The following is a 14,114-nucleotide window of genomic DNA, read 5'->3' as shown; positions in this document are numbered from 1 at the left end:
TCCCGCTGCCGCTCGGGGGACGTCACCAGCGCGACGACGAGGGCGAGAGCGCCGACCACCGCGGCGACGGCGATCGCGGTCAGCCGGCCCCTCCGACGCCGCAGCCACATCCGCGCCCCGCCTGCCTCCGCCGTCGCCGCAGACGACACGGCTGACACAGCCGACACGTCCGGAAGATCCGGCAGGTCCGGGGCGTCCGCCGCGGCCGATTGCCGGGCGCGGTGGGCCCCGACCACCCGGTCCCTGGCGTCGAGCCAGTCCGCGACCCGGTCTCCTTCTCCGCAGGCCCGCACGAAGGCGGCCAACAGTTCGGGGCGCGGCGGCAGGTCCCGGTTGAGCATCTGGGATACGGAGCTGCGCGGCAGGATGTCCCCGGCCGCCGCCGCCCGCGCTTCGAGTTGCCGGTACGACAACCCGGACCTCTTCTTGAGCCGCCGCAGCAGCTCCAAGAAGGCCGACAGGTCGTGGGACTCTCCGGGCTGCCAACTTCCCTGATTCCCCATGCGCCCGATCGTGGCGTCCCCTCCCGCACACCGACAACCTCCGTGCTTCCCCAATCGCCGTCGGGTGCGGAGCGGGCGGTGGCAGGTGAGAGGCAGGCGGTGACGGGTGAGGGGCGAATGGCTCAGGCACCCTCAGACACCGCCCCCGGCCGCCCCTTGACGGCGGGGGCGCACCGGAGCGAGTATCACCCTAATCATCATGATGATTGACGATCCGGCCGGCGGTCAGCCCGTCGCGCCCAGCCCCAAGGAGCCGTCCCGTGCGTATCGCCAACCTCTCCGGCCGTCTCGTCCTGCTGCACGAGGGGAAGGCCGTCGACGTGGAGCGGGCCAGCGGCGGCCTCTTCGCCGCCGAGCCCCAGGCCGTGTACGGGCGCTGGGCGGAGTTCCGCGACTGGGCCGCGACCGCCGATCTCTCCGACGGCGTCCCCTTCTCGCCGCAGGACCTCGGCGCCCCCGCGCCGAGCCCCCGTCAGGTACTGGCCATCGGCCTCAACTACCGTGACCACGCCGCCGAGTCGGGGTTCGGTACGCCCGAGGGACTGCCGCCGGTCTTCACCAAGTTCGCCACCAGCATCTCGGGGCCGGTCACCGAGGTGGCGCTGCCGCCGGGCGGCCACACGGACTGGGAGGTCGAACTGGTCGCCGTCATCGGACGCGAGGCCCGCCACGTCGCCGAGGCCGACGCCTGGGACTACGTCGCGGGGCTGACGGTCGGTCAGGACATCTCCGAGCGGGTGAGCCAACTCGCCGGGCCCGCGCCGCAGTTCAGCCTCGGGAAATCCTTCCCGGGCTTCGCACCGCTCGGCCCGTCACTGGTCACCACCGACGAGTTCGACAACCGCGACGACCTCGAACTGCGCTGCGCCATCAACGGCGAAGAGGTCCAGAAGGGCCACACCCGCGACCTCATCTTCTCCGTCCCCGCCCTCGTCTCCCGGCTCTCCGCCGTCCTCCCGCTGCTCCCCGGCGACATCCTCTTCACCGGCACCCCCGCCGGGGTCGGCCTCGGCCGCACCCCCCAGCGGTGGCTGGCCCCCGGCGACGAACTGGTCACCACCATCGAGGGCATCGGCGAGTTGCGCCAGCGCTTCACGGGCTGAGGGCCGGACGCGGAAGAAGGCGCGGGCCGCCACGCACACACCCGGCAGCCCGCGCCCGTACGCCCGTACCGGCTACGTGCCCGTACGCCCGTACAAGCCACACACCCGCACCCTCCCCCAGCCCGCCGCCTCACTCCCTCCCGCGCACCACGAACCACTCCGCCGGCAGGTCGATCCGCGTGCCGTCCGCGCGGAACTCGGTCTGCGGCAGCGTCGTCGCACCCTGGGCGAGGATCTCCAGCCCCGCCCCCTCCAGCAGGTCCGACACCTCGCGCTCGTCGGCCTCGGCCGGACGCAGGCCGTGCGCGAGGACCGCTTCGAGCTTCGGCGGCGGGCCGCCGGGAGCCTTGGCCACCTCGCCGATCACCGCGCGGGAGGCACGCGTCAGCTCGCCGACGAAGGCGCGCCCGCCCCGGCCGATCAGGGCGGCGACCGCCGCGGCGACCGGCGCGCGGTCCTGGGGGTCGCTCTGGTGGATCACCGCGCGCATATAGACGTCCGCGTCGCCCAGCCGCTCGTGCAGCGCCCGCACCGCCGCCGCGTCCACCAGGTTGAGCTGCTCGAACTCGGCCGTACCGGCCGGATCCGCGCGGCGGGCGTGCTCGACGGCCGCGTGCGAGAGGTCCACGCCGACGGCGCGGGGGTAGCGGGTCGCCAGATAGCGGGTCTGGGTGCCGTTGCCGCAGCCGAGGTCGACGACCGGAAGCGTACGGTCCGTATACGGCTCCAGCAGCGCCAGGTGCGGCTCCGCGCTGAGCGCCGGCTCCGCGTCCCACATCGCCTCGCCGGGCGCGTCGGAGACATCGCTCCAATAGCTCTCCCAGGCGTCTCTGTACCGGTCCGACACGCTCATGGCCGCGCTCCCCAGGGGTCCGATTGATCCGATGGCCCGCCGGGCCCGGCGGGCGCGGCGAACCGTCAAGATCCTGAGTACCGCCGCGGCACGGGGCCGGGCAAGGGCTTGCGGACTTCTTTCACCTGGTGTTCCGAGATTCTCCAGCCGATGCGCCGGACATCCGAATGTTCAGCGGCGCCGTTCAGCGGCTCAGCGGCGCCCGGACGCCGACCCGCCCCAGCGCCTGCTCGAACCAGACCGTCTTCCCCCGCGCCGGCCGGCTCGCGCCCCACTCCCGCGCCAGTTTGCTCACGACATGCAGCCCGCGCCCGAACTCGTCGTCGCGGCCCGCCGTCAGCAGCGCCGGGAGACTCTGGTCGTCGTCGGTGACCTCGCACAGCAGCGCGTCGCTGCGGACGAGCCGGAGGCCGACGCTCGGGGCGTGCGCGTACCGCAGGGCGTTGGTGACGACCTCGCTGACGAGCAGTTCGGCGGTCTCCACGGCCTCGTCGAGGCCCCACGCGAGCAGCTGCCCGCGTACGAGCCGCCGGGCGCGGCCCACCTCGCGCGGCTCGGTCGCCAGCTCCCATTCGGCGACGTCGTCGGCGGGGATGCCGTTGAGCCGGGCCATCAACAGCGCCACGTCGTCCTTGCGCCCGCCGCGCGTGTTCAGGGCGCGGATGATGGTGTCGCAGGCGTCGTCCATGGAGGCCGCGGGGTGGGCGGCGGACTCGCACAGCGCGGCGAGCCCCTCGCCGATGTCCGCGCCGCGCACCTCGACCAGGCCGTCCGTGCACAGGACGAGCCGGTCGCCGGGCTCGACGCGGACCTTCGCCGTCTCGAAGGGCACCCCGCCGACGCCGACGGGTGCGCCGGTCGGCAGCTCCAACAGCTCGCTGCGGCCGTCGGCGGCCCGTACGAGCACGGGCGGGATGTGGCCCGCGTTGGAGATGAGCAGCTCGGAGCGGATGGGGTCGTAGACCGCGTACAGGCAGGTGGCGAGGTAGTGCTCGCCGAGCCGCTGCGCGAGGTCGTCGAGGTTGCGCATCAGCTGGGCGGGCGGCAGGTCGAGCGCCGCCATGGTCTGCACGGCGGTGCGCAACTGCCCCATCATCGCAGCCGAGTTGAGGCCGTGGCCCATGACGTCGCCGACGACGAAGGCGGTGCGCGAGCCGGACAGCTTGATGCTGTCGAACCAGTCGCCGCCGACCCGGCCGAGCAGGGTGCCCGGCAGATAGCGGGTGGCGGCGTCGCAGCCCGCCATGCGCGGGGCGACCTGCGGCAGCATGGAGTCCTGGAGCGTCTCCGCCACGTTCTCCTGGTAGGTGTACATACGGGCGTTGTCGAGCACGAGCCCCGCGCGGGCGGCGAGTTCGGCGCCGGTCGTGCGGTCCATGTCGTTGAAGATCTCGCGCCCGTCGCGGCGCATCAGCACCATGAAGCCGAGCACCACATTGCGCGCCTTCAGCGGTACGACCAGCATCGACCGGCCGTTGATCAGCGGGCGCAGGTCCCGCTTCTCGAACCGCTCGGAGATGCGGTTGCCCAGCTCGTCGCTGATGCGCGGGATCAGCACCGGCTCGCCCGTGACCATGCACTGGAAGAACGGGGTGTCGGCGGGGAAGGCGATGGCCTCGCCGACCGGCACGGTGTCGTCCCAGCGGCCCGGCTCGTCGTTGTGCTCGACCCAGACCCGGTGCCAGACGGTCGTGACGTCGGGCGGCCCGTCGGGGAACCCCTCGCCCGCGAGGACCGCCGCCCGCAGGTGGGTGCCGGCGAAGTCGGTGAAGCGGGGCACGGCGGCGCTGGTGACCTCGCGGATCGTACGGGCGAGGTCCAGGGAGCTGCCGATGCGCCCGCTGACGTCGTTGAGGAATTCCAAGTGTTCGCGGACGGCGGCGTATTCGAGATCTGTGTCATCAACAGCGCAAGTTGCATTGGCTGCTGACGAACTGTCGGCCGAGCTGTTTTGGCCGTCCCCGCGCGCGAGGCGACGGCGGCGGCGCTCGATGTACTTGGGCATGCCCCAGTCCGGGGTGACCGGCACCCGCTCCTGCTGGCTGATCTCCAGCACCGGGTAGCCGAGTTCGAGGACTTGGGAGACGATGCGGCTGCTCGCGGCGGGACCCATGTTGGGCAGGATGTCGGGCAGCCGCTCGGCGAGCCGCCGCGCCTCCGCGAAGTCCGTGTGCAGGCCGAAGCCCGGTGCGACGCGCTCGTCCTCGGTGCTGTGCAGCTGCGCGGCGTCCGCGGCCAGCACGAGCAGCCGCTCGGCTCCCGGGCCGACCAGCGGGTAGGCCCACCACACGACGTCCACGGGCCCGCGCCCGGTGTCGGTCATCCGGGCGCGCCCGGCGGTGGGGTAAGACGTTTCGCCGCCGAGCGAGGCGTCGAGGTCCTGGCCGAGGCTGTCGTACGCGTCGGGGTCCGACCAGTCGGCGTCGGCGAACGCGCCCGCCACGGGCAGCAGATCGACGGCGGCCCGGCCCACCGCCTCCTCGCGGGTGTGCCCGAAGAGCTTGCGCGCCCCCGAACTCCAGTGCGTCACCCGGCGTGCGGAGTCCACGACGATCACCGCGAGCGGGATCCGCCCGGGCACGTCTGCCGCCGTGTCCAGGGCGGAGCCTGACGCGGTACGGTCCATGGGCGGTTGCTCCTTCGTACACGTACGCACGATCTGCGCCACCATTACCACGGTAGGCCCCGCGGGGCCGCCGCGTGCGGCAATGAACGAATAGGTGGTGCGCCCGGCGCACCCGGGGCGCCGGACGCACCGCCCTCCCGGGGGCGCCGGGCGTCAGTCCCCGTACCCGAGCTGAAGATCGCGCTCGGTGCGGCCGCCGCCCATGACCTGCAAAACCGTTGCGACGGGCGGATATCCGGCCGCGATGACGGTGTACTCGCCGGCCGGCAGGCCGATGAACCGGAAGATCCCGTCGCCGCCCGTCATGGCGGCGCCGACGACGTTGCCCGCGGAGTCCAGCAGCGTGACCCTGGCCTCCTCCACGAGCCGCCCGCCGCCCGCCCGTACGGTCCCGCGCAGCACGGCGCCGCCCGCCAGCTCGATGTCCTGGCGCGTCTCGCGGGACGGCTGGACGGTCACCGGGAGCGCGGCGGGGCGGAAGCCGGGCGCTCCGGCGGCCAACGTGTACTCCCCGGCGGGCAGTTCGGCCAGGGCGTAGCCGCCGTCGCGGCCGCTGCGGGTCGTGGCGACGGCCTCGCCGTACGCGTCGGTGAGGGTCACCAGCGCCTCCGGGGCGGGCGAGCCGTCGGCGGTCAGCACCGTGCCCGCCAGCCGTCCGGCGCCGCCGAGCACGAGGTCCAGTGTGACGGGCCGGTCGGCGACGGCGACGGTCACGGCGCGCGGCTGGTGCCGCCCGGCGACGGCGACCAGGACGTACGAGCCGGGGCCGGGGGCCGCGAGCGCGTACCGCCCGTCCGGCTCGCTGATGCCGCGCCCGATCTGGCGGCCCGTCGCGTCGATGAGGGTGAGCGCAGCGCGCGGCACGGCGGCCCCGTCGGCGCGGCGGACGATGCCGGTGACGGCCACGCCGGTGAGCAGGGGTGCGGGGGCCGGGGGTGCGGGGGCGGGCCGGGGCGGCGGGATGGCGCCGGGCGTGGTGGTGATCGTCGGGGCCTCGGAGGCCGGGGGCCGCTCCTTCAGCAGGAAGGCGAGGAGGCAGCCGAGGGCGAGGACCGGCACGAGGTGGAGGAAGGTGCGTGGCACGGCCTCGGTGTACGCCCGCAGGCAGTTGTCCCGCAGTTCGGCGGGGAGTGCGTGCAGCAGCCGCGGGGTGAGGGAGTCGACGGGAGGCAGGCCCATGCCGTGCGAGGGGCCGGTGAGACGGCTGGTGAGACGGCTGGTGAACACCGAGGCGGCGAGGGCCGCGCCGAGGCAGCCGCCGAGCAGCCTCAAGTGGTGGACGGCTGCGGTGGCGGCGCCGAGGTCGGCGGCGCGCGCGGCGCTCTGCGCGGCGAGGGTCAGCACCGGCAGCAGCAGCCCGATGCCGAGGCCGAGCACGGCCGTCCAGAGGCCGAGGGCGGTGCGGGAGGCGGTCGCGTCGAGGTGGCCGGAGAGCAGGTAGGCGCCGGTCGCGAGGAGGGCGGCGCCGAGCGCGGCGAGGGGCCGGTGGCGGCCGGTGCGGTCGGCGATCGGGCCCGCGGCGAGGGCGGCGAGGGCGATGCCGCCGAGCAGCGGCAGCAGCAGTTCGGCGGCGCCGAGGGCGTGGCCGCCCTGGAGTCGGGTGCTCTGAAGGTATGACGGGAGCGCACCGGCCGCCGCGAGCGCCGCTCCGAGGAGTGCGCTGAGGAGCCCGGCGGCGGCGAAGGCCGGGTCGCGCAGGAGGCGCGGGGGGAGCAGCGGTTCGGCGGCGTAGTGCTCGGTGACGGCGAACAGCAGCAGGGTGCCGAGGGCGCCCGCGCCGAGCCCGAGGGTGACGCGGGAGGTCCAGGCGTACTCCGTACCGCCCCAGACGGCCAGGAGGATCAGGCAGCCGGAGGCGGCGGCGAGCAGCAGCGCGCCGAGGAGGTCGGGCCGGGGCCGTCGCTCGGGCCGGGGCAGTCTGAGGGCGAGAGCGACGACGGCGAGGGCGCAGAGGCCGACGGGGGCGCCGAGGGCGAAGCACCAGCGCCAGGAGGCGTGTTCGGCTTCGACGAGCCGCTCGCCGAGCGCGGGGCCCGCCACGAGGGCCGCGCCCGTGACCGTACCGAGCAGCGCGTACCAGCGGCCGCGGCGGCGCGGCGGCACGAGGTCGGCGAGGACCGCGGGGACGGTGGCGAGCAGTCCGCCGGCACCGATGCCCTGAAGGGCGCGGAAGCCGGTCAGTTCCTGCGCGGTCCGGGACCAGCCCGCCAGCGCACTCGCGGCGATGAAGAGGGCGAGCGCGGCGACGAGGACGCGTTTGCGGCCGAGGACGTCGCCGAGCTTGCCGGCTACGGGCAGGACGGCGGCGCAGGCGAGGAGGTGGGCCGTGACGGCCCAGGAGACGCCGGGGCCGCCGCGCAGGTCGCGGGCGACGCCGGGCAGCGCGGCGGCCACGAGGCTCTGGTCGAGCGCGGCGAGGGCCGCGGTGAGCAGCAGCGCGGCGAGGAGGGCGGCGCGGACGAGCCGCGCGCGGAGCGAGCCGCGGGTGCCCGCCGCGGGCGGGCGGCGCTCGGAGGGTGGGCTCGCGGGCCCGCTCTCGGGTGCGAGGAGGTGTTCGTCCTCCGCCGCCCAGATGGTCCCGCTCACGTGCTGCTCCCCTCATCGCGCCTGCTAAGCCGCCCTGTTGTCGCATTTCATGGCGACCCTGAGCAAACGCAGACAAGCGCGATGATTCGCGGGGGAGGGACGTCCGGCGGGCCTTCGGGCCGGTAGGAGCGGCTGCGGCGCGTTGGCGCGCCGCTATGAAAACCACTCGAATCGGTGAGCCCGCGAGCGGGCCGTCACGGCCGGGCCGCTCCGGCGCCCGTGGCTACTTCCGCACCGTTACTTCTCCACCTCGTCGGCGAGCCGCACGAGAATCGCGTCGTAGATCCGGCCGAGCCCCTTGGGGGCGAAGGTGCGCTCGAAGAACCCGCCGATGCCGCCCGCGCCGTCCCAGGTGGTGGTGGCGACCACGCGGGCCTTGCCCTCGCCGGAGGGGGTGACGGTCCAGGTGGTGACCATGGAGGAGTTGCGGTCCTTCTCGACGAGCTGCCCGTCGGTCGGCTCGTCCACCTCCAGCAGGCAGTCGCGGACGCGCTTGCTGGTGGCCTGGAGCTTCCAGTGGACGACCGTGCCCTTGCCGTCGCCGCCCTCGCGCACCTCGTACTCGCTGAAGTGCTCGGGCAGCAGCTTGGCGCGGGTGCCGGTGTAGTCGGCGAGCGCGTCGAACACCTCCTCCGGGTCCGCCGCGATGATCCGCTCCGTGGTGGCCTCGACCTGGCCCATGACTCTTCCTCCGACGTCGTGTCCGTGCCGTACCCGGCCTGTGCGCCACAGCCAACCACCATCCCCACACCCGCCCAAATCCTGGGCCCCCGCCGCCAATGGGAACGCGCGTTCCCATTCGAAGGGGCACCCGTCTCTCTGCAAGAGTTCCGCCATGCCGACCGAGCGCATCCACTTCAGCGACCTGCCCGCCGATGTCCAGGACGCGGTCACCGCCCGTACGGGCCCGATCCTGCACGCCGCCACGGTGTCGTCCGGTTTCAACTCCGCCCTCGCCGCGCGTCTCGCCACCGAGCAGGGCGAGCTGTACATCAAGGGGCTGCCCGTCGGCCATCCCCGCGTGTGGACGCAGGAGCGGGAAGCGGCAGTGAGCCCGTACGTGGAAGGAATCTCCCCGCGTGCGCGGTGGCGCGTCGAGGCCGGTGGATGGGATCTCGTCGCCTTCGACGCCCTGAGCGGCCGCCAAGCCGACTATTCGCCGAGCTCCGAGGATCTTCCGCTCGTCGCCGCCACCCTGGAACGGTTGTCGGCCCTACGGGCACCAGACGGCGTGGAACTGAAGCGGGCCGAACACCGGCTGCGCAACTACGCACCCGCCAGCGCTCTCGGACACTTCGCCGGCGATGCCCTCCTCCATACCGACCCCAACCCCGGCAACATCCTGGTCGGCCGAGGACAGGCATGGCTCGTCGACTGGGCGTGGGCCACCCGGGGCGCTCCGTGGCTGGACGCCGGTTACTGGGTCGTCTGGCTCATCGCCGAAGGCGGCCACCCGCCCGCGAGCGCCGAACAGTGGGCCACGCGCATCCCCGCCTTCCGCGCGGTTCGTCCGGCCGCCGTCGACGCCTTCGCCGCGGCCAACGAGAACGTCTGGGCCGAGATCGCCGAGCACGACCCCGACCCGTGGACGCACCGCGTGCACACAGCGGCGAAGACCTGGGCCGCCCACCGCGTGCGCGACTGACCACCCCGGGCGCCCCGCGAGCCGCCGACCGGAAACGGGCCGGCACGGCATCGGCCCGTACGCCCCCGGCGCCCACCGCCGCGTCCCCGGACTCGCGTCGTCGCCTACGCTCGCCCCGAACACCCGCAATTGACCTTGCTCTGAAGGTCTGAAGCTCTGAAGGGGGCCTCCATATGACCCAGCTCCACCACTCCCCGGTGCCCGAAGGGCTGGCGCCCGGCAACGGCTACAGCCATGTCGTCTGGGGCGCCGGCCGGTTCGTCGCCGTGGCCGGGCAGATAGCGCTCGACGCTGAGGGCGCGCTGGTCGGTGAGGGGGATGCCGAGGCGCAGGCGCGGCAGGTCTTCGCCAATCTGGGGCGGTGTCTCGCCGAGGCGGGGGCGACGTTCGACGACGTAATGAAGATGACGTTCTTCGTCACGGACATCGCGATCCTGCCCGCCATCCGGGTCGCGCGCGACGAGGTCCTGGACATGACCCGCCCGCCGGCCTGTTCCGCCGTCCAGGTCGCGGCCCTGGCCCGGCCGGACCTGCTGCTGGAGATCGAGGCGTTCGCCCTGGTGGGCGAGTAACTCCGTGGCGGGGCGCGCAAGGCGCCATTAGCGTGCCGCGCATGGTGCGGGTACGGGAGATGACGGCCGGGGACATCGACGCGGTGGCGCGGATACGGGTGCGGGGGTGGCGGTTCGCGTACGCCGGGATCATGCCGCAGGCGTATCTCGACGGGCTGAGCGTGCGCGAGAACGCCGAGCGGCTGAGGGAGTTCTTCGCACGCGCCGGTACGGCCGGTTCAGCCGTGACGAATCTCGTGGCGGAGGACGCCGGGGCCGTCACCGGCTGGGCGTGCTTCGGGGCCGCTCGGGACGGCGACGCCGTACCCGGCGACGGGGAGTTGTACGCGCTGTATGTGCGGCCCGAGCTGATCGGCGCCGGGATCGGGCGCGCCCTGACCGCCGCCTCGCTCGCGGGCGCCGCCGAGCGGGGGTTCTCGCGGCTCCTGCTGTGGGTGGTGCGGGACAACGCCCGTGCCCGCCGCTTCTACGAGCGCGCCGGTTTCGCGGCGGACGGCGGTGCGGAGGCGTACGAGGTGGCCGGGGTGCCGGTGCCGGAGGTGCGTTACGCGCTGGAGGTCGGGCGCACGTTCTGAGCCGCCTGGCCGGAGAGCTGGGCCAGGGCCTCGTCGGCCGCCGGCCGCAGCCGCTCGTGGCGGCGGGCCGCGTTCAGGGTCTCCACGGCGCTCCGGTCGCCGAGCGCGCCCAGCCCTTCGACGCAGGCGCGCGCGATCGGCCAGTAGTGGTCGGGCGCGGCCAGCAGCCGGTTCAGGGTGGCCAGCAGGGCGGGTACGGACTCGGGTGCGCGGAGCTCGGTGAGCAGCCGGATGGGGTACAGGGCGTAGGCGGTGCGCAGCTCATTGGTGGCGAGGGCGGCGGCGGCGCGCGCGGTGCGGGGGTCGCGGAGCCGGGCGAGGGCACGGGCGGCGCAGGCGCAGCTGACCGGGTCGCGGTAGTTGAGGAGCATGACCAGCGGTTCGAAGGCGCGCCGGTCGCCGCGTACGCCCAGCGCGTAGGCGGCGATCTCGCGCGCCCACAGGGGGCGGCCGGATTCGACGAGTATCCGCGCGAGGTCTTCCCGGTGCTCGGCGGGACGGTGGTCGCGCAGCAGGTCGAGCACGCCCTGGTAGGCCCTCACCTCCGCCGGGGAGCCCAGCTGTCCCCATACTCGTTCCAGCAGCGCACGGAATTCCTCTTCCATTTCCCGCTCCTCCCGAGTGGCCCGTGCCACAGCGTAATTCGCGTGCCGACCACTGGCGGCCTCGGTTACCCGTGAGTTAACCTCCAAAGGAGAGCAGCACCCCTGCTCGGGCGGCCTGGTGACGCAGCCGCCACGGCGTGCAGTCGGTTCGGCACCCCAGTACGGCGCGGCCCCGGGACAGGGCCCCGCCGATCGTTCAACTCCCTTTCTCCGGGCGCACTTTGCGCGTACCCGGAAACTCCACAGTCGTCACTTCCCCCCTGCTGTCGGGGAACTCTCCCTGGAGTCTCGCGATGGACCGTCTGTCCACCCCTGATCCCTCCTCCCTCACCTCCCCCTCCTCCGCACCCGCCGTGCGCCCGCTGCGCAAGATCGCCGTCGTCGGCCTCGGCACCATGGGCTGCGGCATCGCCGAAGTCCTCGCCCGCGCCGGCCGTGAGGTCGTCGGGATCGACGTCAGCGACGCGGCGGCCGCACGGGCCGTGGCGTCCCTCGAAGCCTCCACCGCCCGTGCCGTCGAGCGCGAGCGTTTCACCGAACCCGCACGCAGGGACCTCCTCTCCCGCTTCCGCACCTGCGCCGATCTGCGTAGCGCCGCCGACGCCGACCTGGTCATCGAGGTCGTACCGGAGGAGTACGCGCTCAAGCACGAGGTGTTCACCGCACTCGACGCCCTGGTCCGGCCGGACACCATCCTGGCCACCGGCACCAACGCGCTCTCGGTGACCCGGCTCGCCGCGGACTCGGCCCGCCCCGAACGCGTCCTGGGGTTGCACTTCTTCAATCCGGCCCCGGCCATGAAGCTGGTCGAGGTGGTCTCCAGCGTGCTGACCGCGCCCGCCGCCGTCACCGCCGTCACCGCTCTCGCCCGCGAACTGGGCAAGGAGCCCGTCGCGGTCGGCGACCGGCCCGGCTTCGTCGCGGACGGGCTGCTGTTCGGTTACCTCAACCAGGCCGCCGCCATGTACGAGTCCCGGTACGCGTCCCGCGAGGACATCGACGCGGCCATGAAGCTGGGCTGCGGCCTGCCGATGGGCCCGCTCGCGCTGCTCGACCTGATCGGCGTGGACACGGCCCGTACGGTCCTGGAGGCGATGTACAGCGCCTCGCACGACCGGCTGCACGCGCCCGCCCCCGTTCTGGGCCAGCTCGCCGAGGCCGGGCTGACCGGCCGCAAGTCCGGCCGCGGCTTCTACACGTACGAGGCGCCGGGCAGCGCCCGTACCGTCCCGGACCCGGCCGGTCCCGTCGCCCCGACCGCCGCGCCCGCCCCGGGCCGCGAGGTGCGGTCCGTGGGCGTCGTGGGCTCTGGCACCATGGCCTCCGGCATCGCCGAGGTCTTCGCCAAGTCCGGCTACCCGGTCGTCCTCGTGGCCCGCTCCCCGGAGAAGGCCGCGGCGGCGACGGCCCGGATCGCGAAGTCGCTCGGCCGCTCGGTCGACAAGGGGCGGCTGACCGCCGAGGCGCGGGACGCGGCGCTGGCCGCGATCACCCCCGCCGCGACCCTGGACGCGCTCGGAGACGCGGACCTCGCCGTCGAGGCGGTCGCCGAGGAGCTGACGGTCAAGCAGGAGGTCTTCGCGGCGCTCGACAAGGTCTGCCGGCCCGGCGCGGTGCTGGCCACGACCACCTCCTCGCTGCCCGTCATCGCCTGCGCCCGCGCCACGTCGCGCCCGCGGGACGTGGTCGGCATGCACTTCTTCAACCCGGCCCCGGCCATGAAGCTCGTCGAGGTGGTCCGTACGGTCCTGACCTCCGACGACGCCCACGCCACCGTCCGCGACGTGTGCGCGCGCGTCCGCAAGCACCCGGTGGACTGCGGTGACCGGGCGGGGTTCATCGTCAACGCGCTGCTGTTCCCGTACCTCAACAACGCGATCAAGATGGTGCAGGAGCACTACGCGACGCTGGACGACATCGACGCCGCGATGAAGCTCGGCGGCGGCTATCCGATGGGGCCCTTCGAACTCCTCGACGTGGTCGGCCTCGATGTCTCGCTGGCCATCGAGAAGGTCCTGCACCGCGAGTTCCGCGACCCGGGACTGGCCCCCGCGCCGCTGCTGGAACACCTGGTCGCCGCGGGGTGCCTGGGGTGCAAGACGGGGCGCGGCTTCCGCGAGTATGCCCGCCGCTGACGGCGGGGCGCACGGCGGGTCCCCCGACGGGAAAGGGGGGTGGGGCGGGCTGCTCGAACCGGTCAGCAGTCCGCCCCGGCACACGCATACGGCCGCGTGTTACGTTCCCCACATGTCCCAGCCCGTTAAGTCCGCTCGTACGCTGCGTTCGACGAATCATGAGACCGCTGACGGCACGGAGAGCGCGAGCAGCCGCCGCGCCGCGGCCCAGCGTCTCGCCATGCGCCGCAAATTGGCCGCGGCCGCCATGGAGTTGTTCGCCACGAAGGGCTACGAGGCGACGACCGTCGACGAGATCGCGGCCGCCGCGGGGGTCGCCCGCCGGACGTTCTTCCGTCACTTCCGCTCCAAGGAAGAGGCGATCTTCCCCGACCACGACGACACCCTGGTGCGGGCGGAGGCGGTGCTGGATGCCGCCCCCGCGCACGAGAACCCGCTGGACACCGTGTGCCGGGGCATCAAGGAGGTCATGCGGATGTACGCGGCCTCCCCGGCCGTGTCCGTCGAGCGCTACCGGCTGACCCGCGAGGTGCCGGCCCTGCGGGAGCGCGAGATCGCCTCGGTGGCCCGTTACGAGCGGCTCTTCACCCGCTATCTGCTGGGCCACTTCGACGAGGGCGCGCACCATGTCGGCGACGACGACCCGCTGCTGGCCGAGGTCGCCGCCTCCGCCGTGGTCACCGCCCACAACCACGTACTGCGCCGGTGGCTGCGCGCGGGCGGGGTGGGCGACGTGGAGGCGCAGCTCGACCACGCCTTCGGGATCGTCCGCGAGACCTTCGGCACGGGCATCGGCGCGCGGCCGGGCAGCGAGCGGCCGACGGCGGCCACGGCCCGTACGAACGGCGAGGTGCTGGTGACGGTGGCGCGCACGGACGCCCCCCTGGAAGAGGTCATGCGCACCATCGAGA

Annotated in this window: 12 protein-coding genes; 6 read left to right on the top strand and 6 right to left on the bottom strand. The window is 73.8% G+C overall.

Annotated features, from left to right (window positions below; all coding sequences use genetic code 11):
- The coding region (locus ACFU99_RS13010) for a helix-turn-helix domain-containing protein (protein ID WP_384390064.1) at positions 1 to 503 on the bottom strand (503 nt) is incomplete at its 3' end.
- 260 nt (positions 504 to 763) lie between these two features.
- Here ACFU99_RS13010 and ACFU99_RS13005 point away from each other — a divergent pair.
- On the top strand, positions 764 to 1,606 hold the full coding sequence (locus ACFU99_RS13005; protein ID WP_384390061.1) for a fumarylacetoacetate hydrolase family protein: 843 nt from the start codon (positions 764 to 766) through the stop codon (positions 1,604 to 1,606).
- 130 nt (positions 1,607 to 1,736) lie between these two features.
- On the opposite strand, the gene ACFU99_RS13000 is transcribed toward ACFU99_RS13005, so the two are convergent.
- The 4 genes from ACFU99_RS13000 to ACFU99_RS12985 form a co-directional block, all read right to left on the bottom strand.
- On the bottom strand, positions 1,737 to 2,459 hold the full coding sequence (locus ACFU99_RS13000; protein ID WP_384390058.1) for a class I SAM-dependent methyltransferase: 723 nt from the start codon (positions 2,457 to 2,459) through the stop codon (positions 1,737 to 1,739).
- 184 nt (positions 2,460 to 2,643) lie between these two features.
- Entirely contained in the window at positions 2,644 to 5,085 is a 2,442-nt protein-coding gene (locus ACFU99_RS12995; RefSeq protein WP_384390056.1) for a SpoIIE family protein phosphatase, read from the bottom strand.
- 153 nt (positions 5,086 to 5,238) lie between these two features.
- The gene (locus ACFU99_RS12990; protein ID WP_384390053.1) at positions 5,239 to 7,671 is read right to left on the bottom strand and encodes an MFS transporter; all 2,433 of its coding nucleotides are present in this window, start codon (positions 7,669 to 7,671) and stop codon (positions 5,239 to 5,241) included.
- A gap of 237 nt (positions 7,672 to 7,908) precedes the next feature.
- Positions 7,909 to 8,352, bottom strand: coding sequence for an SRPBCC family protein (locus tag ACFU99_RS12985; protein WP_384390050.1), 444 nt, complete (start codon positions 8,350 to 8,352; stop codon positions 7,909 to 7,911).
- A gap of 154 nt (positions 8,353 to 8,506) precedes the next feature.
- Between ACFU99_RS12985 and ACFU99_RS12980 the strand changes: the two genes are divergently transcribed.
- The 3 genes from ACFU99_RS12980 to ACFU99_RS12970 all read left to right on the top strand — a co-directional run bounded on the left by ACFU99_RS12980 (position 8,507) and on the right by ACFU99_RS12970 (position 10,463).
- Positions 8,507 to 9,316, top strand: coding sequence for a phosphotransferase family protein (locus ACFU99_RS12980; protein WP_384390047.1), 810 nt, complete (start codon positions 8,507 to 8,509; stop codon positions 9,314 to 9,316).
- Positions 9,317 to 9,489: 173 nt separating this feature from the next.
- Positions 9,490 to 9,888, top strand: coding sequence for a RidA family protein (locus ACFU99_RS12975; RefSeq protein ID WP_384390045.1), 399 nt, complete (start codon positions 9,490 to 9,492; stop codon positions 9,886 to 9,888).
- 41 nt (positions 9,889 to 9,929) lie between these two features.
- Positions 9,930 to 10,463, top strand: a complete 534-nt coding sequence (locus tag ACFU99_RS12970) for a GNAT family N-acetyltransferase (protein ID WP_384390067.1) — start codon at positions 9,930 to 9,932, stop codon at positions 10,461 to 10,463.
- Here ACFU99_RS12970 and ACFU99_RS12965 read toward each other — a convergent pair.
- On the bottom strand, positions 10,433 to 11,068 hold the full coding sequence (locus ACFU99_RS12965) for a HEAT repeat domain-containing protein (RefSeq protein ID WP_384390042.1): 636 nt from the start codon (positions 11,066 to 11,068) through the stop codon (positions 10,433 to 10,435). The two genes, ACFU99_RS12970 and ACFU99_RS12965, sit on opposite strands and share 31 nt — an antisense overlap.
- Positions 11,069 to 11,361: 293 nt before the next feature.
- Here ACFU99_RS12965 and ACFU99_RS12960 point away from each other — a divergent pair, with 293 nt between their 5' ends.
- On the top strand, positions 11,362 to 13,203 hold the full coding sequence (locus ACFU99_RS12960; protein ID WP_384390039.1) for a 3-hydroxyacyl-CoA dehydrogenase family protein: 1,842 nt from the start codon (positions 11,362 to 11,364) through the stop codon (positions 13,201 to 13,203).
- Positions 13,204 to 13,315: 112 nt separating this feature from the next.
- The coding region (locus tag ACFU99_RS12955) for a TetR family transcriptional regulator (RefSeq protein ID WP_384390036.1) at positions 13,316 to 14,114 on the top strand (799 nt) is incomplete at its 3' end.

This window comes from Streptomyces sp. NPDC057654 (genome assembly GCF_042800135.1).
GTDB lineage: Bacteria > Actinomycetota > Actinomycetes > Streptomycetales > Streptomycetaceae > Streptomyces.
This window is presented reverse-complemented; position numbering and strand designations above follow the sequence as displayed.